This window comes from Tissierella sp. (genome assembly GCF_032104385.1).
GTDB lineage: Bacteria > Bacillota > Clostridia > Tissierellales > Tissierellaceae > Tissierella.
The window spans coordinates 71,225-92,896 of record NZ_DAMCHJ010000007.1; the positions used below are offsets into that span (position 1 = coordinate 71,225).

The 21,672-nt window shown below is 30.4% G+C and carries 21 protein-coding genes; all 21 read left to right on the forward strand.

The genetic code is table 11. The annotated features are described in order from the left end of the window. Positions 1 to 6: 6 nt before the first annotated feature. The 21 genes from aroB to RT714_RS08915 all read left to right on the forward strand — a co-directional run bounded on the left by aroB (position 7) and on the right by RT714_RS08915 (position 21,671). Positions 7 to 1,026, forward strand: a complete 1,020-nt coding sequence (gene aroB, locus RT714_RS08815; protein WP_313757274.1) for a 3-dehydroquinate synthase — start codon at positions 7 to 9, stop codon at positions 1,024 to 1,026. A 15-nt stretch (positions 1,027 to 1,041) separates the two neighbouring features. Further along, positions 1,042 to 2,292, forward strand: a complete 1,251-nt coding sequence (gene aroA / locus RT714_RS08820) for a 3-phosphoshikimate 1-carboxyvinyltransferase (protein WP_399326438.1) — start codon at positions 1,042 to 1,044, stop codon at positions 2,290 to 2,292. Positions 2,293 to 2,363: 71 nt separating this feature from the next. Continuing rightward, the gene (pduL, locus tag RT714_RS08825) at positions 2,364 to 2,936 is read left to right on the forward strand and encodes a phosphate propanoyltransferase (protein WP_313757207.1); all 573 of its coding nucleotides are present in this window, start codon (positions 2,364 to 2,366) and stop codon (positions 2,934 to 2,936) included. 16 nt (positions 2,937 to 2,952) lie between these two features. Beyond that, positions 2,953 to 3,606 carry a deoxyribose-phosphate aldolase gene (gene deoC / locus RT714_RS08830; RefSeq protein ID WP_313757208.1) on the forward strand — a complete coding sequence of 218 codons (654 nt, stop codon included), beginning with the start codon at positions 2,953 to 2,955 and terminating at the stop codon, positions 3,604 to 3,606. A 68-nt stretch (positions 3,607 to 3,674) separates the two neighbouring features. Beyond that, complete coding sequence (locus tag RT714_RS08835; RefSeq protein ID WP_313757209.1) at positions 3,675 to 4,121, forward strand: YhcN/YlaJ family sporulation lipoprotein; 447 nt, start codon at positions 3,675 to 3,677, stop codon at positions 4,119 to 4,121. A 126-nt stretch (positions 4,122 to 4,247) separates the two neighbouring features. Then, the gene (gene yfmF, locus RT714_RS08840) at positions 4,248 to 5,519 is read left to right on the forward strand and encodes an EF-P 5-aminopentanol modification-associated protein YfmF (RefSeq protein ID WP_313757210.1); all 1,272 of its coding nucleotides are present in this window, start codon (positions 4,248 to 4,250) and stop codon (positions 5,517 to 5,519) included. Positions 5,520 to 5,552: 33 nt separating this feature from the next. After that, on the forward strand, positions 5,553 to 6,842 hold the full coding sequence (gene yfmH / locus RT714_RS08845) for an EF-P 5-aminopentanol modification-associated protein YfmH (protein ID WP_313757211.1): 1,290 nt from the start codon (positions 5,553 to 5,555) through the stop codon (positions 6,840 to 6,842). A gap of 63 nt (positions 6,843 to 6,905) precedes the next feature. Then, positions 6,906 to 7,649, forward strand: a complete 744-nt coding sequence (gene lgt, locus RT714_RS08850) for a prolipoprotein diacylglyceryl transferase (protein WP_313757212.1) — start codon at positions 6,906 to 6,908, stop codon at positions 7,647 to 7,649. A gap of 200 nt (positions 7,650 to 7,849) precedes the next feature. Next, positions 7,850 to 8,281, forward strand: a complete 432-nt coding sequence (mraZ, locus tag RT714_RS08855) for a division/cell wall cluster transcriptional repressor MraZ (protein ID WP_313757213.1) — start codon at positions 7,850 to 7,852, stop codon at positions 8,279 to 8,281. Positions 8,282 to 8,295: 14 nt separating this feature from the next. Beyond that, positions 8,296 to 9,255: a 16S rRNA (cytosine(1402)-N(4))-methyltransferase RsmH gene (gene rsmH / locus RT714_RS08860; RefSeq protein ID WP_313757214.1), complete on the forward strand. Its 960-nt coding sequence runs from the start codon at positions 8,296 to 8,298 to the stop codon at positions 9,253 to 9,255. 1 nt (position 9,256) lies between these two features. Then, the gene (locus RT714_RS08865) at positions 9,257 to 9,727 is read left to right on the forward strand and encodes a hypothetical protein (protein WP_313757215.1); all 471 of its coding nucleotides are present in this window, start codon (positions 9,257 to 9,259) and stop codon (positions 9,725 to 9,727) included. A gap of 12 nt (positions 9,728 to 9,739) precedes the next feature. Next, positions 9,740 to 11,899: a penicillin-binding transpeptidase domain-containing protein gene (locus RT714_RS08870; protein WP_313757216.1), complete on the forward strand. Its 2,160-nt coding sequence runs from the start codon at positions 9,740 to 9,742 to the stop codon at positions 11,897 to 11,899. A gap of 82 nt (positions 11,900 to 11,981) precedes the next feature. Continuing rightward, complete coding sequence (locus RT714_RS08875; protein ID WP_313757217.1) at positions 11,982 to 13,442, forward strand: UDP-N-acetylmuramoyl-L-alanyl-D-glutamate--2,6-diaminopimelate ligase; 1,461 nt, start codon at positions 11,982 to 11,984, stop codon at positions 13,440 to 13,442. A gap of 34 nt (positions 13,443 to 13,476) precedes the next feature. Beyond that, positions 13,477 to 14,442: a phospho-N-acetylmuramoyl-pentapeptide-transferase gene (gene mraY, locus RT714_RS08880; protein WP_313757218.1), complete on the forward strand. Its 966-nt coding sequence runs from the start codon at positions 13,477 to 13,479 to the stop codon at positions 14,440 to 14,442. A gap of 18 nt (positions 14,443 to 14,460) precedes the next feature. Then, complete coding sequence (murD, locus tag RT714_RS08885; protein WP_313757219.1) at positions 14,461 to 15,822, forward strand: UDP-N-acetylmuramoyl-L-alanine--D-glutamate ligase; 1,362 nt, start codon at positions 14,461 to 14,463, stop codon at positions 15,820 to 15,822. Position 15,823: 1 nt separating this feature from the next. Then, positions 15,824 to 16,951, forward strand: coding sequence for a putative lipid II flippase FtsW (gene ftsW / locus RT714_RS08890; RefSeq protein WP_313757220.1), 1,128 nt, complete (start codon positions 15,824 to 15,826; stop codon positions 16,949 to 16,951). A 5-nt stretch (positions 16,952 to 16,956) separates the two neighbouring features. Further along, positions 16,957 to 18,063 (forward strand): undecaprenyldiphospho-muramoylpentapeptide beta-N-acetylglucosaminyltransferase, encoded by a 1,107-nt coding sequence (gene murG, locus RT714_RS08895; RefSeq protein ID WP_313757221.1) that lies wholly within the window; start codon positions 16,957 to 16,959, stop codon positions 18,061 to 18,063. Between the two features lie 73 nt (positions 18,064 to 18,136). Continuing rightward, positions 18,137 to 19,390, forward strand: a complete 1,254-nt coding sequence (murA, locus tag RT714_RS08900) for a UDP-N-acetylglucosamine 1-carboxyvinyltransferase (RefSeq protein ID WP_313757222.1) — start codon at positions 18,137 to 18,139, stop codon at positions 19,388 to 19,390. A gap of 49 nt (positions 19,391 to 19,439) precedes the next feature. Further along, positions 19,440 to 20,201 (forward strand): FtsQ-type POTRA domain-containing protein, encoded by a 762-nt coding sequence (locus RT714_RS08905; RefSeq protein ID WP_313757223.1) that lies wholly within the window; start codon positions 19,440 to 19,442, stop codon positions 20,199 to 20,201. 1 nt (position 20,202) lies between these two features. After that, entirely contained in the window at positions 20,203 to 20,934 is a 732-nt protein-coding gene (locus tag RT714_RS08910; RefSeq protein ID WP_313757224.1) for a DUF881 domain-containing protein, read from the forward strand. An 11-nt stretch (positions 20,935 to 20,945) separates the two neighbouring features. Then, complete coding sequence (locus RT714_RS08915; protein ID WP_313757225.1) at positions 20,946 to 21,671, forward strand: DUF881 domain-containing protein; 726 nt, start codon at positions 20,946 to 20,948, stop codon at positions 21,669 to 21,671. Position 21,672: the final 1 nt, after the last annotated feature.

Sequence of the window (21,672 nt, forward strand, 5' to 3'; positions counted from 1 at the left end):
TTCAAGATGGTAGATAATATCTGGGAGGAACTACACCAATATATAATTAGTGATAATTTTATTTTGGTGACTGACAGAAATGTATATAATTTATACAAAGATGAAATAGATGAGGTACTAAATAGGAGAGAAAACATATATATAATTCCTTCAGGAGAAACAAATAAAAATTTAGGAGAATTATCTAATATATATAAAATTTTAATCAAAAAAAATATTGATAGAAATGGAAAAATACTTTGTCTAGGCGGAGGAGTAGTTGGAGACTTAGCTGGTTTTGCTGCAGCAACATATAAAAGAGGGATTGAATATATTCAGATCCCAACTACTTTATTATCTCAGGTAGATAGTAGCATAGGAGGTAAGACGGGCATTGATTTTTTAGGTCATAAAAACATTATAGGCTCTTTTCATTTTCCTTTGGTAACTTTAATTGATACTTCATTTATTCATACTTTACCTGAAAAAGAAATTACTTGTGGTCTTGGGGAAATAATAAAATATGGTTTAATTGAAGATTATAATTTTTTAAAAAATATAGAGAAAAATATTAAAAAGATTTATAATAGAGACATGAGAATACTTCCAACCATAGTAGAAAAATCAGTTGATATAAAATTTACTATAGTAGATAAAGATAAATTAGATCTAGGTCTCCGACAAAAATTAAACCTTGGACATACTATAGGACATAGCATTGAATCCTTTTTTAAATATGAAAAATATAATCATGGTGAGGCAGTTATACTTGGTATGATGTATGAGAGTAATATTGCATATCAAAAAAAACTTATAGACAAAGAATACTATAATGAAATTATAGGAGTATTGAATACCTTAGTGGAACAACCAATATTTAATAGTTTTGAAATAAAAATTTTAATAGAATATATGAAAAATGATAAAAAGAATAGAGATGGAAAGATTTCATTTATTCTGCCTACAGGAAGAGGTACAGTTGATTTGTTTTATGATGTAGAGGAAAAGCTCATAGAAGAGGCTATATTAAATGATTATAAAATATAGATATATATTAAGGGAGTGTATAGTTTGAAGATTGAAGGAAAAAAAACTCTAAAAGGTGAGATTAAAACACCTGGAGATAAATCTATTTCCCATAGAGCTGTAATGCTTGGTTCTATTTCTAAAGGAGAAACAATTATAAAAAATATTTTATTATCTGAAGATACACTAAGAACAATTGAATGTTTTAGGGAAATGGGAGTAGATATAGTTATAGATGATAAGGAGAATATTCTCAAGATAAATGGCAATGGAATTCACGGCTTAAAAAAACCCTTTAAGCCTCTTGATTGTGGTAACTCAGGTACTACAATGAGGTTGTTGGCTGGGATATTAGTTGGACAAAACTTTTCTTCAACTCTCATAGGAGATATTTCTTTGAGTAAAAGACCCATGGATAGAATTATTATACCTTTAACTAAAATGGGTGCAAATATTAAAGGATATAATGACAAATACCCTCCTATTAGTATTGAGCCCTCAAATGAATTGCAAGGAATTAAATATGAATTGCCTATGGCAAGTGCTCAAGTTAAGTCAGCCATTTTACTAGCTTCTATTTATAGTAAAGGCGAAACTAAAGTTATAGAGAAAAAGATTACTAGGGATCATACTGAAAGAATGCTTGAATACTTCGGCAAAGATAAATTTATGGGAAAAGAAATTTATGTTCCAGGAGATATTTCTTCTGCTGCATTTTTTATTGTAGCAGCTACTATTATGGAAGGTTCTTCTGTTACAATAAAAGATGTTGGTATTAATCCTACAAGAACTGGAATTGTTGATGTAATAAAAGCCATGGGTGGCAATATTAAAATAGATAATGTAAGAAGTATCAATAATGAGCCTATTGGAGATATATATGTTTCTTCTGCTCCAATTAAAGGAATTGAATTAGATAAAAATATTATAGGAAGATTAATTGATGAAATTCCTATAATAGCTGTAGCAGCTGCCTTTGCAGAAGGAACAACAGTAATTAAAAATGCAGAAGAACTTAAATATAAAGAAACAGATAGAATACAAGCTATGGTTAATGAGCTGAAAAAAATGGGAGCTGATATAGAGGCTTTGCCAGATGGATTGATTGTACGTGGAAAAAAGGAGTTAAGTCCAGCTATTGTAAATACTTATGGTGATCATAGGATTGCAATGGCTTTATCAATAGCCTCGTTAAATACAAAAGGTATATCAAAAATTGAAAATAGCCAATGTATAAATATTTCATATCCAGGATTTTATCAAACAATTTCTAGATTATTGGAATAAACTTTGATTTTTCATATACAAAGATTTATAATGGTTATATAATATTGAACTTATATATGGGAGGAATACAAATGAAAACACAATTACCAATAGCGTTATCAAATCGTCATATACATTTAAGCCAAAAGGACTTAGATATTTTATTTGGTGAAGGATATCAATTAACAAAGATGAAGGATTTATCTCAACCAGGGCAATATGCTTGTGAAGAAAAGGTAGATGTAGTAGGACCAAAGGGTACAATAAAAGGTGTAAGAATATTAGGACCTGTTAGACCAAGTACTCAATTTGAATTATCAGTTTCAGATGCCTTTTCATTAGGAGTAAAGCCAATGGTTAGAAATTCAGGTGATATAAAAGGTACTCCAGGGGCAAAACTTATTGGACCAAAGGGAGAAGTTGAGATAACAGAGGGGATAATAGTAGCTGCAAGACATATTCATATGCATACTAAAGATGGAGAAGAATTTGGAGTAGTTGATAAAGACATTGTAAATATAAAAGTAGGTGGAGAAAGAGGCTTGGTATTCAATAATGTATTAGTTAGAGTATCTGAATCCTTTGCTCTTGAAATGCATGTTGATATAGAAGAAGGTAATGCGGCAGGAGTAAAAAATGGAGATTTAGTTGAATTAATTAAATGATTCGGAGGGGAAATTAATGTCTAATATATTGGGAATGATAGACCATACTATGTTAAAGCCAGATGCTACAAAGGATATAATAGAAGAATTATGTAAAGAAGCTATGGAAAATAAATTTGCAGCTGTATGTGTAAATCCTTGTTATGTAAAATTATGTAAGGATATGTTAAAGAATTCTGACGTTAAGGTAGCAACTGTTATAGGATTCCCACTAGGTGCAAATACTAAAGAAGTTAAGGCCTTTGAAACTATAGATGCAATAAAAAATGGTGCTGATGAAGTGGATATGGTGATTAATATCGGTGCTTTAAAAATAAAGAATTATGAACTTGTTAAAGAAGATATAGAAGAAGTAGTAAAAGCAGCTAAAGACAAGGCGGTAGTTAAGGTAATTATAGAAACTTGTTTACTTACTGATGAAGAAAAGATTAAAGCTTGTGAAATTTCCATGATCGCTGGAGCTGACTTCGTGAAAACCTCAACAGGATTTTCTACTGGTGGAGCAACTATAGGGGATGTAAAGCTTATGAAATCTATAGTGGGAGATAAATTAGAAGTTAAGGCATCTGGAGGAGTTAGAGATATAGATTCTGCAAAGAAAATGATAGAAGCAGGAGCTACTAGATTAGGAACTAGTTCAGGGGTAAAAATAGCAAAAGAAATACAATAATAAATATTTTCCTTTTCTTGTTATAAAATTTTCATATTATGAAAAACTATAATAAGAGGAGGGATAAATTGAAAAGATATTTATTATTCGTATTAGTTTTAAGTTTGATTTTTCAAATAGGTTGTAAAACTACTAAAAATAATGAAATGGTTAAGGAGCCAGATGATACAGTAGTAGAAGTATCCATGGAAGATAAGGTAATAATTGATAGGTCAGAGAACTTGGCTGATTATGTTGTTGAACTCTTTGGTATAGATGATGCAGCAACGATTATCTTCAATGATACGGCACTAGTTTCTGTTGTTATGGCTTATGATACATCCTTTACGACAGATACAAAAGATCTCATCAGCGGCTTAGTTATGGAGAAGGATACAGGAATAAAACAAGTACTTGTATCTAATGATGAAAAGACTTTTTTTCAGATTGTAGAGATTATAAGTAGTTTGATGAATGGCTCATCATACGATAATCATGTAGGTGAAATTAGTAGGATGATTGAAAAGAATAAATAAAATACAAAAACCCAATTTTAAAGATTGGGTTTTTGTATTTTTTAATTAAATTCGTAATATTAATGTAAGTAACAAATTTAATTTTGGGTATAGTAAAAATAATATATTTAAGAAGGAGGAAACAATTTGACATTAAAATCAGAAAGAATCAAAATCGGGAATGGAATATATTTAAATTTAATTAGGACAGATAAGTTTAAATCAAATTTACTCAGTTACTATTTTTTGAGACCTTTATCTAAGGATGAAGTTACAAAAAATGCTCTATTACCCTTGGTTTTAAAAAGAGGTACAGATGAATATACTACGAATCTTGAGATACAAAAAAAATTAGAGGAAACCTATGGAGCAAATTTAAGCATATCAATTAATAAAAGGGGAGAAAAACATGTTCTTAGATTTACCATTGAAACTGTGAACGGGGATTATGTTGGGGATAAGAATTATATTTATGAAGTAGTTAATTTATTAAAATCTATTATTTATAATCCGGTTTTGGAAAAGGGATATTTTAAAAGAGATTATGTAGAACAAGAAAAGGAAAATTTAAGAAATAGAATTGAGAGCAGAATAAACGATAAGAGGTCCTATGCATTAGATAGATGTATAGAAGAAATGTGTAAAAATGAAAAATTTAGTATTTACCCATTAGGAAATATAGAAGATTTAAAAGATATTGATGAAAATATACTATATACACATTATCAAAAGGTAATAAATACATCACCAATAGAGATATTTTATGCTGGAGAGTATGATGAAAAATTAATTGAATGTATAAAAGATATAGAAAAAACAGATAGAAAAGAAGTCCTAACTATACCAAGAGAGCAAATTATATCTAGGGTTCAGACCAAAAACATGGTATACGAGGATTTAGACGTAACCCAGGGGAAATTAGTACTTGGATATAGAACGGGAATTCCTTATGAAGATAGATTATATAATGGACTTATAGTTGGCAGTGATATTTTAGGCGGAGGGCCAAATTCCAAATTATTTAGGAATGTAAGAGAAAAAGAAAGTCTAGCTTATTACATTACTTCTACTGTTTTTAAATATAAGTCTATTATGTTAATAGATGGTGGAATTGAATTTAATAATTTTGAAAAAACCATAGATATTGTAAAAGAACAATTGGAAGAAATTAAAAATGGAAATTTCACTGATGAAGACATAGAAATATCAAAAAAATCTATAAAATCTTCAACAGAATCCATTAAGGATAGTATTTTCCTTATATCAGAATATTTCTTTAGTCAAATACTATCGGAAGATAATAGAGATTTTGAAGAAATATTAAGAGATATAGATAGAGTTACTAGAGAAGAAATAATGGAAGCTATGTCAAAGATTGCCCTTGATACTATATATTTTATGAAGAATTCAAAGGCTTAAAAATGATATAGATAAATACAGGGAGGAATATAATTGGATATCAAAATATACGAAAATGAAAAAATAAAAGAAAAACTCTTTTATAAAGAGATGGAATCTGGATTAAAAGTTTATTTTATGCCAAAAGAAGGATATACAAAGCAATATGCAATATTTGCTACTGATTATGGTAGTATCGATAATAAATTTATTCCAATAGGTGAAAAAGAAACAATAGAAGTACCTGAAGGAATTGCACATTTTTTAGAGCATAAACTTTTTGAAGAGCCTGAAGAAAATATTTTTGATAAATTCTCTAAACTAGGGGCAAATGTTAATGCTTATACTAATTTTACTCAAACTGCATATTTATTTTCATCCACTGAAAATTTTTATGAAAGTTTAGCATTATTGATAGAATTCGTGCAGCACCCATATTTTACTGATGAAAATGTTGAAAAAGAGAAGGGCATTATTGCCCAAGAAATAAATATGTATAGAGACAATCCGAATTGGAGAGTGTTTTTCAATTGTTTAAGTGCAATGTATAATGAGCATCCAGTTAAAATTGATATAGCAGGTACTGTAGAAAGTATACAAAATATAGATAAAGAATTGCTTTATAAATGTTATAATACTTTCTATAACCCAACTAATATGGTTATATTTATTGTAGGAGATTTATCCTTTGATGAGATACTTAAGGTAGTAGATAGGTCGGAGAGAAAGGATCATAAGGACGTAGAAAAGATCAATAGATTTTTCTTAGAGGAATCTGAGAAAGTAAAAGAAAAGTTTATTGAGGAAAGTATGATGACATCTGCACCATTATTTTATATTGGATTTAAAGATATTGACTGTAAGTTAGAAAATAAAGAGAGAATAAAAAAGGATTTTATTACAAATTTCATACTTGATATGTTATTTGGTTCAAGCTCTATATTTTATAATAGCTTGTATGAAGAAGGTCTTGTGGATAATAGTTTTGGTGCATATTATACAGGAAAAAAATCTTATGGACATTCTTTAATTACGGGTGAGTCTAAGGCTCCCAAAGAAGTATATAATAGGATAATCTCATTCTTTGAAAAGAAAGGAACCTCTATTTTATTAGAAGAGGATTTTAATCGTATCAAGAAAAAAAGCATGGGAGAGTTTTTAATAGGGCTTAACTCTGTTGAATTCATTGCAAACACCTTTGTTTCATTTTATTTTGATGGATTACTGTTAATAGATTATTTAGATATTTTGGACTCCATTACTTATGATGATATAATTGAAAGATTCAATAATCACTTTACAAAAGATAATGTTGTTCTATCTATAATAAGTCCCTTAAGATAATAGAAATGAATCTTCATTTGTGATATACTAATCCAATGAAGTATTTAGAAAGGTGGTTTTATTATGGATCCAGTTGCATTTCAGCTATTTGGCCTTGAAATTAGATGGTATGGTATTTTAATAGCAACAGGGGTATTAATAGGTACTATACTTGCTCTTAGACAAGCCAAAAGAGTTGGACTTGATGAAGAAACTTTAATGGATTTTCTTATATGGGAGATTCCTTTGTGTTTAGTAGGTGCAAGACTATATTATGTTATTTTTAGTTGGGATTTCTATAAAGATAATCCTATAGAAGCGTTAAATATTAGAAATGGTGGATTGGCTATTCATGGAGGCATAATTACAGCCATCATTGTAGCTATTATCTTTACTAAAATTAGAAAGATAGAATTTTGGACAATTGCAGATATATGTGCACCAAGTTTAATTTTAGCTCAATCAATAGGTAGATGGGGAAACTTTATTAACCAAGAGGCTTATGGAGGACCTACAAATTTACCTTGGGGTATTATGGTAAATGGGATAAAAGTACATCCTACTTTTCTTTATGAGTCAATTTGGAACTTTTTAGTGTTTTTATTTCTTCTTTGGTATAGAAAGAAGAAGCAAAAAAATAAAGGGGAAGTATTTTTATTATATTTATCCCTATACTCCTTCATTAGATTTTTTATTGAAGGACTTAGAACTGATAGTTTAATGATAGGATCAATTAGGGTGGCACAGCTTGTTAGCATAGTAGGTTTTGTTATTCCAATATATATTTTTTATAGAATAAGAAAAAAAAGTGAAGATATTAAATTTTAGCTGTTGGCATAAAAAGCCAACGGTTTTTTTATGTCAATCTAAGTTAATCAAATGTCGATATATAGAAGATTGTGACTAAAGTACTAGATAAATTTTTTACAAAAAAAGGTGGAAGGATTTTTTAATTTAGTGTAGAATAGTATATAGTGGTACAAAGTGGTGGAAAGTGGTAGGAAATATATATTAAGTGAGTGATTAGTATGTTTATTGGTGAATATCAGCATACTTTAGATACTAAGGGAAGAATAATCATACCTTCTAAATTCAGAGAAGAATTGGGGGAGGAGTTTGTTATGACTAAAGGACTTGATAATTGTCTTTTTGTATACCCCAAAGAGGAATGGATTATCTTAGAGGAAAAGCTTAAAACATTACCACTTACTAACCGTGATGCAAGAGCATTTATTAGATTTTTCTTTGCAGGAGCCAGTGAAGGTTCTTTGGATAAGCAAGGCAGAGTTCTTATACCTGCTAATCTTAGGGAACATTCCAAATTAGATAAAGAGGCTGTAGTCATTGGAGTGTCCACTAGAATGGAGATTTGGAGCAAAGAGGAATGGGATGCTTATAATAATGATGATAACTTGTCTTACGATAGTATAGCAGAAAAAATGGCAGAGTTGGGGATATAATTGGGGGAGAGTATATGAATTTTGAACATGTATCTGTTTTATTAGATGAAGTGTTAGAAGGATTAAATATAAAAGATAATGGAATTTATGTAGATGGAACTTTAGGTGGTGCTGGACATTCATCTGAAATAGTTAAAAGATTGACTACAGGGAAATTAATAGGAATTGATCAAGATTTAAATGCATTAAATAAAGCTGGTGAAGTCCTGAAAGAATATAAAGATAAAGTAATATTAGTCCATAACAACTATGAAAATATAGATGAGGTATTAAATGGATTAGGGGTTGAAAAAGTAGATGGGATACTTTTGGATTTAGGAGTATCATCACATCAATTAGATGAAGAAAGCAGAGGGTTTTCACATAATAAAGATGCATCCCTTGATATGAGAATGGATGAGACAAGCTCTTTTTCAGCTTGGGATGTAGTAAATAAGTATTCTGAGAAGGAACTTGAGAGAATTATTTGGGATTATGGTGAAGAAAGATGGGCTAGAAGGATAGCAAAATTTATTGTTGAAGATAGAAAAATAGATCCTATAGATACCACATTTCAATTGGTATCAGTTATTAAAAAAGCAATACCAAAAGAAGTAAGAAAGGATGGACATCATCCAGCAAAAAAGACATTTCAAGCCATTAGGATAGAAGTAAATAGAGAGTTAGATGTTTTAATAGAATCAATTCCCAAAATGGTAAATTTTTTAAATCCAGGTGGTAGATTGGCAATTATTACATTTCATTCACTAGAGGATAGAATTGTAAAAGAAGGATTTAGAGAATTGTATAAGGATTGCATATGTCCTCCCCATCTACCTAAATGTATATGTAATAAGACTAGAGAAGTAGAAATTATAACTAGAAAACCTATAATACCTAGCAAGGGGGAAATAGATAGAAATCCTAGATCTAGATCGGCAAAGCTTAGGATAGCAGAGAAACTTAATGTTCTAAATAATAAAGGGGGAGAATAAATTGTTAGTAGCGAAAGAGCTTAGTTATTACCCTGAAAAAAAAGTGGAAGTAAAAGAAAATCCAAAACATAATAGGAGAAATAGTACTAAGAAAGTACAGGAAAAAAGAAAAAAAAGCAGTAGTTTTGCTAAATTAGTAATTTTAAGTATACCTATGTTTGGTTTAGGAATAGCCTTATTTATATTATTTGGATATGCTAATATAACTGCAGTAAGACATGAAATAACTAAATTAGAAACACAGAAGATTAGACTTGAGAAAGAAAAATTAGATTTAATAGCAGAACTTGAAGGGATAAAATCTTCAACAAAAATTTCAGAAGATGCAATTACTAAATTGGGTATGGACTATCCAAGTGAAGGACAAATCGTGTATGTGACAGTAGAGGAGAATATAATTAAAGATAAGGAGAAACCAGGCATAGATAAACAAATAAAGAAAATGTTCAGCATGGTTACAAACTTATTTTAGGAGGTGTTTGTCTTGGGAAAACCAAGCTACTCATCTAAGAAAAGATTATTATTTGTTTTTGGTGTAGTAGTTCTTGTTTCTATACTTTTAATAGGAAGATTAGGCTATTTACAGATAGTAAAGGCTGAAGATTTAAAAAAAGGGGCATTAGAGCAATGGACTAAAGGAATAACTATAAAATCAAAAAGAGGAATTATTTATGATAAAAAAGGTAAAAAATTAGCTGTAAGCATTAGTACGTCAACTGTATGGGCTAGTCCAGCCGATATAGAAGATCCTAGCGAAACAGCAAAGGAAGTAGCAAGAGTATTAAATTTAGATGAAGAAGCCGTATATGCTAAGATTACTAAAAAAATTAGAACTGAGAGAATTAAACAATGGATAACTAAGGAAGAAGCTATAGAGTTAAGGAAATTAAAATTAAAGGGCATAGAAATAGTTGACGATAATAGGAGATATTATCCATATGGTAATTTTGCTTCTTTTGTATTAGGTTTTACTGATATTGACAATAATGGATTATATGGTATTGAAAGAACCTATGATAAATATCTAACTGGAACTCCAGGAAAATGGGTAAAGATAACAGATGCTGCAAGCAGACAATTACCCTTTGATGGTGAGAAAATATATGAAGCATCAGATGGCTTATCTGTTGTTCTAACTATAGATGAAACCATACAACATTTTGCAGATAAGGCTGCAGAGGAAGCTTTTATAACTACAGGTGCTAAAAATGTTTCTATTATAATGATGGATCCAAAAACAGGGGATATTTTAGCAATGTCTAACAAACCAGATTATGATCCTAATGACCCAAGGACTCCATTAGATGAAAAAACTAAAAAAGAATGGGAAAACTTACCACAGGAAGAACTCCAAAAGCGTTGGTATGATATGTGGAGGAATTTTGCAATTAATGATGCATATGAACCAGGTTCTACATTTAAGGTGATTACTGCAGCAGCTGCCATTGAAGAAAATGTTGCAACTCCTGATACTCATTTTTATTGTAATGGATTTATAAGGGATATAAAGGGTGTAGTATTAAAATGTTCTAGATGGTATAACCCCCATGGAGATCAAACTTTAGCAGAGGGAATGAATACTTCTTGTAATGTTGTTTTTGTAAATTTAGGTAGAAAAGTAGGAAAAGAACGTTTATATAAATACATAAAGGCATTTGGATTTGGAGAAAAGACAGATATAGATTTAAATGGGGAGCAAGGAGGTATTATTCCAGCCAATACTGAAAATATCAAGGAAGTAAATTTAGCTACTATGTCTTATGGCCATGGTATTGCAGTTACTCCTTTACAGTTAATTAATGCAGTATCTGGGATAGCTAATGGTGGAAATTTAATGAAGCCTCGACTTGTAAAAGAGTTGATTGATGATGAAGGCAAGAGTGTTGAAACTTTTGAACCAGAGATAAAAAGAAAGGTTATATCAGAATCTACTTCTAAAACTATGTTAGGGATGATGGAGAAGGTAGTCAGTGAGGGTACAGGAAGTAAAGCATATATACCTGGATTTAGAGTAGGAGGGAAAACAGGAACTGCTCAGAAAATTATTGATGGTAGATATGTACCAGGAAAGTATATTGGTTCTTTTATAGCTGTGGCACCAGCAGACGATCCACAGGTTGCGATTTTAGTTGTAGTAGATGAACCTGTTGGTCCATATTATGGAGGTACTGTAGCAGCACCTATAGCTAAAACGGTCTTAGAGGAGACTTTAAATTATCTTGAAATTACTCCAGTTTTTACAGATAAGGAAAAGTCACAAATTATTGAGAAGGTCATAGTGCCTGATATAAGAAATATGAAAATTGGTAATGCTGGAAAAACATTAACGGATTTAGGACTAAAATATACTACTGAGTATTTGGATATAACTTCTGAATCAGTTGTAATAGATCAATTTCCACTGCCTAAGACTGAGGTTCAAAAAGGTTCCATAGTGGATTTATATGTGAATGAAAAAATAGGGGAAAAAATTATGATGCCTTACCTTATTGGAAAGGATAGAGAAGATGTAATAAAAATCCTTGATGAGCTGAACTTAAATTATGAGTTAAATGGAAATGGAAAGGTTAAGGAACAAAACCCAGTACCAGGTGAAGAAATCCCTATTAATACGAAAATAGAGGTTGAATTTGGCGAAACATAAGAGTAATATAGTTAGAGGCAACTTAAATAAAGTTGCCTTTTAATTAAATTATTCAATAAGGATAAAAGAAAGTAGGTGCAATATGAATCTAAAGGATATAATAAAAGATTATAAATTTGACTTAATTAAAGGAGATTTAGACACTGAGATAACTGGAATTGAAAATGATTCAAGGGAGATAAAAAAAGGTAATCTATTTATTGCGGAAAAAGGATTTACTGTAGATGGACATAATTATATCCATAAGGCAATAGAAAATGGAGCAGTAGCTGTGATTTTAGAAAAAGAAGTATCTATTTCAGAAGATATTACAATAATAAAGGTAGAAGATTCAATAGATGCATTAGCAAGATTATCAGGTGCTTTTCATAAAGAACCATGGAGATCTTTAGACATGATAGGTATAACTGGAACAAATGGTAAGACATCTATAACTTACTTTATTAAAAGTATATTAGAAGAGAATAATAAAAATGTGGGAATTATTGGAACTATTGGGGCAGTTATAGGAAATGAAAGGGTAAAGATTGATAATACTACACCAAATGCTTTGGTTATTCATGATTTGCTAAAAAGAATGGTAGATATGAAAACGGATATTTGTATTATGGAAGTTTCATCTCATTCTTTAGAATTAAAGAGAGTAGAGTACATGGATTTTCAAATAGGAATATTTACTAATCTTACTAAGGATCATTTGGATTATCATAAAACTATGGAGAAATATTTTAATAGTAAATTAAAACTTTTCTATAAAACAAATAAATTTAATATAATAAATATAGATGATAATTATGGGAAAAAGATTGTTGAAATAGTTGGAGAAAGAATACCTTTATTGACATATGGGATAGAGGATAAAGCAGATATTTTTGCAACTAACATAGAATTTACATTATCTAAAGTTGAATTTACCTTAAATACTCCAAAAGGCAGTATTAATATACTTCTAAATGTACCGGGAGAATTTAGTGTATATAATGCATTAGCAGCAGCAGCCTGTGCATATGCATATGAAATTCCCTTAGAAATTATAAAAAAAGGTTTAGAATCTGTTGAAGGAATAAAGGGAAGATTTGAAGTTGTACCTACTAATACACCCTATACAGTTATTATTGATTTTGCCCATACTGCAGATGGACTTGAAAAGGTACTTACTGTAATTGATAAATTTACAGAAGGAAGAAAGCTAGTTGTTTTTGGAGCAGGAGGTAATAGAGATAAGACGAAAAGACCTGAGATGGGGGAAACAGTAGGTCGCCATGCAGATTTATCTATTGTTACATCAGATAATCCAAGATATGAAGATCCAGAAATGATAATTGAAGATATATTAGTTGGGATAAAGAAGGTTAATGGGAATTATGTAAAAATAGTAGATAGAATAGAAGCTATAAAATATGCAATAGATAATGCAAAACCTAAGGATATAATACTTCTAGCTGGAAAAGGACATGAAACTTATACAATAATTGAGGATAAAACTTTTCCATGCGATGAAAGACAAATTGTTCTTGATTATATATGTTTAAAGGATAATTAGCAATAGGATTAGATACTTGAGAGGAGAAAATTAAATGATAGAATATATAGATATTTTTAGAACAATTTCCATTTCTTTTTTAGTTACTCTAATACTTGGACCAATAATAATTCCTTTATTAAGAAAGTTGAAAATTGGTCAAAGTGTTAGAGATGATGGTCCACAAACCCATCTAAAAAAATCTGGTACGCCTACTATGGGTGGAATTATTATTTTTATAGCACTGGCCATTACTGTATTGACTTCTGGTATGTTAAACAAGGATGTGTATGTTCTTTTAATATCCACCTTTGGATTTGGACTAATTGGATTTGTTGATGATTATATTAAAGTAGTTAAGAGGAGGTCATTGGGACTAAAGCCTCATCAAAAATTAATAGGTCAAATAATATTGGCTACTATACTAGCAATTTACCAATCTTCTACTTCTGTTTTAGGGACTAAATTAATTGTACCATTTTTAAAAAATCAATATTTAGATTTAGGTCATTTTTATATTCCTTTTATTGCATTTGTAGTAGTAGGTACTGTAAATAGCGTAAATTTAACTGATGGATTGGATGGATTAGCATCGGGTGTTACCTTAATAGTATTATCTTTTTTTGGACTTATGGCATTAAATTGGGGTATGGGAAGCATCTCCATATTTTCAACAGCTTTAGCAGGGGCTTGTTTGGGATTTTTGGTACATAATGCACATCCAGCAAAGGTTTTTATGGGTGATACAGGTTCTCTTGCTTTAGGTGGAGCTGTATCGGCAATAGCCATACTTTTAAATATTCCTCTTGTAATACCTATAGTAGGTGGGGTTTATTTTATGGAAGCATTATCTGTAATTATACAGGTAACATCATTTAAACTAACAGGGAAAAGGGTGTTTTTAATGGCACCATTGCATCACCATTATGAGCAGAAAGGCTGGAAGGAAACTAAGGTAGTAGCAGTATTTTGGACTATAACGGTTGTTCTTTGTTTAATTGGAATTTTAAGTTTAATTTAAGGAAAGTGAGCTGGTTTTATGTATTTAAAGAATAAAAGAGTCTTAGTTTTTGGGCTTGGGATCTCTGGACTATCAACTGTGAAAGCCCTTCATAAACTAGGTGCACAAATAATAGTATGCGATTCTAAGACTAAAGATGAGTTGAAGGATTTTTTTGACAAAATTAAAGATATATATGTTGAAAAACATTTGAATACTAACGAAATTCCTTTAGAGGATATTGATTTAATAGTTAAGAGTCCTGGTATTCCGCCAACAGCTCCTATTTTATTAAAGGCTCAAGAAAAGAATATTGAGGTCATCACAGATATAGAACTGGCATATAGGATTTCTCCTACAGATAATATAATAGCTATAACAGGAACAAATGGTAAAACAACTACTACAACTTTAGTAGGTGAGATTTTCAAAAAAGCTAATTTCAATACATATGTTGCAGGAAATATTGGAGTTGGTATATTATGGGATATGGTAAATGCTAATGAAGATGATGTTTTTGTAATAGAAGCAAGTAGTTTTCAATTAGAAAATATTATATATTTTAAACCAAGAGTGAGCCTTGTAACTAATATTGCACCAGACCATTTAAATTGGCATGGCTCTTTAGATAACTATATCCTTGCCAAGAAAAAAGTATTTAAAAATCAAGAAAAATCTGATTATACAGTGTTAAATTATGAGGATAAAACTCTTAGAGAAATAAAAAATGAGATTAATTCAAAGGTAATTTGGTTTAGTGCAAATCAAAAACTTGATAATGGAGTATTTATAGATGGAGATTATATAGTATTGAAAGATGGACAAAATCTTTCTAAGATTTTACCATATAGAGAGCTGAAAATCTTAGGTAAACATAATTTAGAAAATGCTCTTGGAGCCATAGCTATTTCTTGGGTAATGGGTATAAATCTAGAAGACATAGCCGAAGTATTAAGAGAATTTCCAGGGGTAGAACATAGAATAGAATATGTAAAAACTATAGATGGAATGTCATTTTATAATGACTCTAAGGGAACAAATTCTGACTCAACAATAAAAGCAATTGAAGCATTAAATAGTCCTATAATATTGATTGCAGGAGGATATGATAAAGGGGCTGAATTTGATGAATTAATTTTATCTTTCAATGGAAAAATTAAAGAATTAATACTCTTAGGTTCAACTAAAGACAAGATCAAGGAGACTGCAATAAATCATGGATTTAATAATGTACATTTAGTAGAGAATATGAAGGAGGCAGTTAAATTAGCTTATTATTGTGGTGAAGAAAAAGATAATATTTTACTATCTCCTGCTTGTGCATCCTGGGATATGTACAATAATTTTGAAGAAAGAGGTCAAGATTTTAAAGATGCCGTTTATGGTCTAAAGGGGGATTAAAATGGCAAAGAAAAATTCAGTGAAAAAGAAAAAGGCAGTTGATTTTAGTTTGCTAATGGGAACCCTAATGTTAGTATTTATTGGTATTATAATGGTATTTAGTTCATCTTGGCCAGAGGCTATGCAGGATTTTGGAAATGGGTATTATTTTTTAAAAAAGCAAATAATAGCGGCATCAATAGGTTTAGTTGGAATGATAATTTGTATGAATATTGATTATAGAATTTGGAAAAAATATTCATTTTTAATATATCTACTATCTTTGGGTTCTGGCGCATTACTTTTTACACCTTTAGGCAAATCTCTTAAGGGTGCAAGGAGATGGGTTAACTTAGGTTTTACAACTTTTATGCCATCTGATGCCATAAAAATTGGTTCAATTATTTATTTTGCAAACTTTCTATCAAATAAAAAAGAGAATATTAGAACTATTAAACAGGGTACTGTACCAGCTTTAATTATTATAGGTATATCCTGTGGCTTTATATATATACAAAAGGATTTAGGCACTACAATTACTTTAGCAGGTGCTTTAATGAGTATGTTTTTCATAGCAGGTATGAATTTATCTCACTTAATTTTTATGGGAGTTGGTTTAATAGGATTGGGATTTTTAGCATTGTCAGGAGAAAAAAATGCGTATAGACGAAATAGGATAACAGCATTTAGAGACCCCTTTGCTCATAAACTTGATATTGGTTGGCAAGCAGTACAATCTTTGTATGCTTTAGGTTCAGGAGGATTATTTGGTTTAGGTCTAGGTAAGAGCAGACAAAAGTTTTCATATATTCCCGAATCTTACAATGATTTTATATTTTCAATTATAGGAGAAGAACTAGGATTTTTAGGTACTTTAACTGTCGTACTGATATTAATGTTAGTTATTTGGAGAGGAATACGTATTGCACTTAGTATAGATGATAGCTTTGGTTGTTTTTTGGCTTCAGGCATCACTGCTTTAGTAACTGTTCAATCCTTAATTCATATAGCAGTAGTAACATCATCTATACCAACCACAGGGATTACACTTCCTTTTGTATCTTATGGAGGTACTTCTTTGATGATTTATATGTCTGCTATAGGGATACTCTTAAACATTTCAAGACACGCAAATTTAGATAGGAGTTGAACAATATGAAGTATTTAATAACAGGGGGAGGCACAGGAGGGCATATTTATCCAGCCTTAGCCATTGCAAATGAAATAAAAGATAAAGATAAAGATGCAAAAATTCTTTATGTAGGTACAAAAAAGGGATTAGAATCAGAGCTTGTTCCAAAGGAAGGATTTCAATTTAGAACCATAAGGGTTAAGGGAATGCCAAGAAAAATAAATAAAGAATCTTTTATAGCTCTTAAAGAATTATTTCATGGAATAAATGATGCTAAAAAAATTATAAATGAATTTAAACCAGATGTAGTAATAGGTACTGGTGGATATGTATGTGGTCCAGTAGTATATATGGCAAAAAAGAAGAAAGTTCCAGCAATGATACATGAGCAAAACGCCTTTCCTGGTATTACTAATAAGATATTATCAAGATATGTAGATAAAGTAGCCGTAACCTTTGATGAAGCAAAGAAATATTTCAAACATCCAGATAGAGTCATAAATGTTGGGAATCCAATTCGTAAGGAAATTCTTAATATTGATAAAGAAGAAGCTTATAAAGCATTAAATATAGATAAATCCATTCCTCTTATTTTATCTTTTGGAGGAAGTGGAGGACAAAAAATCCTAAATGATGGAATGTATTATCTTATAAAGGAAGCCGCAGATAAAAAGGATATACAGATAATACACGTAACAGGCAAAAGATTTTATGACGGATTTATAGATAGTTTGAAGAGAGATAATATTAAATTAGATAATAATATTAAGGTTTTTCCATATTTTTATCAGATTCCCGAAGCTATTAATATAGCTTCTCTTGTGGTTACTAGTTCAGGGGCAATTACTTTAGCAGAAATATCAGCAGTAGGGGTGCCTAGTATTTTAATACCAAAGGCATATACTGCTGAAAATCACCAAGAATTTAATGCTAGAGCTTTTGAAGATAAGGGAGCTGCCATATTAGTGCTTGAAAAAGATATAAGAGGGAATATATTAAATGACATTATATATGATGTAATTAAAGATAAAAAAAGATTAGAAGAAATGGCAAAGAATAGCAAAAAACTTGGAAAAGCAGATGCCTCTGAGAGAATATTTGAGATTATTAATACAATTGTTAAACAATAATATGTAACTTCATCTACGCCAATGCATAATATGGTCATATATACTTATTATGAGCATATGTGGAGGTGGTTAGATGGAGAAGTATATTATTAATGGTGGAAATAAATTAACAGGTGAAACCTCAATTTTAGGTGCAAAAAATGCAGTATTGCCAATACTGGCTGCTACAATTATAGGTGGAAATAAAAGTATTATATCAAATATCCCTAATTTGAGGGATGTGGAAATAATGAAGCAGATACTCATAGATTTAGGATGTACTGTTGATGTAGAAGGAACTACTATGATAGTTGATTCTAAACCATTGAATCAAATAGTAGTTCAGGAAGAATTGGTTAGGGAGATGAGGTCATCTATTATATTTATGGGTGCCATGTTAGCAAGGACTGGAGAAGTTATAATATCTTATCCAGGTGGCTGTGAAATAGGACCAAGGCCGATAGATTTACATCTTAAGGCATTAAAAGATATGGGAGCAGAAATTGAGGAATCTCATGGACATTTATATTGTAGGACTGGTGGACTTAAAGGTTGTGATATACAATTGGATTATCCCTCTGTAGGAGCTACAGAAAATATAATTTTAGCAGGAGTAACAGCAGAAGGTACAACGATAATCAGAAATGCAGCTAGAGAGCCAGAAATAGTTGATTTACAGAATTACTTAAATAAATCTGGGGCAAGAATTTCTGGAGCTGGCACATCGGTTATCACTATAGAAGGAGTAAAGATTCTTAGGGATGTAAAACATAGTATAATATCAGATAGAATTGTAACTGGTACAATTATGGCTGCTGCAGCAATAACTGGAGGGGATATAATAATTAATAATGTTATTGTAGACCATGTTCTTGGAATTGTAGCAAAATTAAAAGAAGCAGGAGTTACTATATATAGTAATGGTAATTCTATGAAGGTAACGGGACCGAGAAGGATTAACTCTATTGAAATGTTGCAAACTCTTCCTTATCCTGGATTTCCAACGGATATGCAGGCACAAATGATGGCTATTTTATCAATAGCAAATGGAACTAGTATAATTTCTGAAACAGTGTTTGAAAATAGATTTAAACATGCGGAGGAACTCGTTAGAATGGGTGCAAATATTAAAACATTTGGAAGGGTTGCAGTTATTAAAGGTGTGAAGGAGTTAACTGGTGCCAAGACTACAGCAAAGGATTTAAGAGGTGGTGCTGCTCTAACCTTAGCAGGACTTGTTGCAAAAGGAACTACTGAAGTTAATAGTATTTATCATATTGAAAGAGGATACGATAATCTTCATCTAACTTTACAAAGCTTAGGTGCAGATATTAACAAGGTAAAATAGCAGCAAAGGCTGCTATTTATCTAAAAGGACAAGCTTAGGGGTGGAAATAATGAAAAAGCTTTCACGTGTGGAAAGAAAAATTAGAAGAAGAAGATTATTTTTTCGGTTTTTATTATTAATTTCTTTTATCTTGTTATTGTTTATATTTGCCCTTAATTCCAATTTTTTTCTTATAAGTAATATAGAAGTATTAGGAAACAATAAAATTTCAAAAGATGTTGCAATTAGTGCATCTTCCATAAATTTAGGAGAGAATATATTTAAAATAAGTACGAGAACTGGAGAGAAAAATCTAACAAAATTACCATATGTTAAGGAAGCAAAAGTAAAAAGGAAGTTTCCTAAAGGAATTATTATTGATATTATAGAACGTAAAGCAATACTACAAATAAAAGAGATTTCGTCAATTAGGTTAATAGATATAGATGGATATATATTAGATATAGTAGATACAGAAGATGAAAAACTACCACTATTAGTAGGTTTAAATGTAGAAGATAAAAAACCAGGAGATAATATATTATCAATATTGGAATCTAAAGGATGTACTGAGTTTATATCTGAGGGACAAGCTAGAGGAATATTATCAAAAATGAAAAAAATTGATATGGTAGATAATAACAATGTTAATATAATATTAATTGATGGTATTTCTGTTGCCTTTGGTACCCTTTATAATGTAAAATATAAAGTAGGTTTATTAAATGAAATTTTAAAGGATATTGAAGAAAAACAATTGCCATGTAAAATGATTTTAATGGATAGGGGAGATAACCCTATTATTGTACTTAATGAAGAAGGGGAGGGATAAAGTGAAAAATGCTAAGGAATATATTGCATTAACTGTAGTATCAATTTTTTTAGGAATTATTTTATCCATCCAGTTTAAAACCATAAATAAAACTGTTGGTGAAGGAATTTTACCTACTCAAAGAGCACAACAATTAGCCTTAGAGCTTAAAAAAGCTCAAAATGAAAGAGAATCCCAAACCAAAAGAATTGAAGAACTGGAAGCTAAAATAAAACAATATGAAATGGGTGAAGTAGATAAAAATGTATATGCAGAAAATCTATATAAGGATACAATGAAATATAGAATGCTTGCAGGATATTTAGAATTAGAAGGACCAGGAATTGTAATGGAAATAAATGATCCGCCTGTAGATTTGGAGTTTGGTGAGGCCTATAGTATAGTAGATGAATTGGATTTAGTGCTTCAAGTAATATCTGTTTTAAATGCAGCTGATGCTGAGGCTATATCTATTAATGACCAAAGATATACAGCTTTTACAGAAATAGAGAAGGCTGGAAATCATATTGAAATTAATGGAGTATCAACATCTGCACCAATTGTCATTAAAGCTATTGGCAAATCAGAAACATTGGAATCTGCTTTAAATCTTAAAGGTGGGATAGTAACAGTACTTAGAAATTATGATTATCTTGTTCGAGTAAATCAGGAATCTAATATTATTATACCTAAATGTAGAAGAATCAAAGAATTTATTTACTCGACTCCAGTTGAAGAAAATACAAAGCAATAGGGGTGATTATTATGAAAAGAGATAATCCCAAGATCATCCTAACTTTATTTAGTATTATAGTAGGTATTTTTATAGCTACTCAAATAAAAATGAAATTAGAAACATATGCTCCAGCAACTATTAAATCATTACAGGCTACAAAAGCTGAAATAATTGCTATTAATAATGAAATCTCCGAATTGAATAAAATGATAAAAGTAAAAGAGGAAGAATTAGAATTGCTTGAAAATATTGCAAAGGGTGACGATAATATTATTGATTTCCTTTTACAAGAGCTTAAATACAATAAAGTACATTCTGGACAAACTGCATTAAAAGGGCCAGGAATAGTCATTACTATGTATGATAATCCAGAGGAAAGAAGTGCAGAATTTGATCTTAATGATGATATTATTCATGATGTATATATATTAAACATTATAAATGACTTAAGAGTAGCAGGCGCAGAAGCTATAAGTATAAATGGAGAAAGGGTACTTGCTACTTCAGAAATAAAATGTGGTGGTCCTATTATTAGGATAAATGGAAGAAGCTCAGTAACTCCCTTTGTTATTAAAGCTATAGGAGATCCTAAGCTATTATATGCTTCTGTTATTGCACCTGGGACTTATGGGGATATCTTGAAGAATGTTTATGAAATGGGTTTTGAAACAAGAGTAGAAGATCAGGTAATAATCCCAGCTTTTACTGGAATATTTAATTTCAAATATGCTAAATTAATAGGAGAGGGTGATTAAA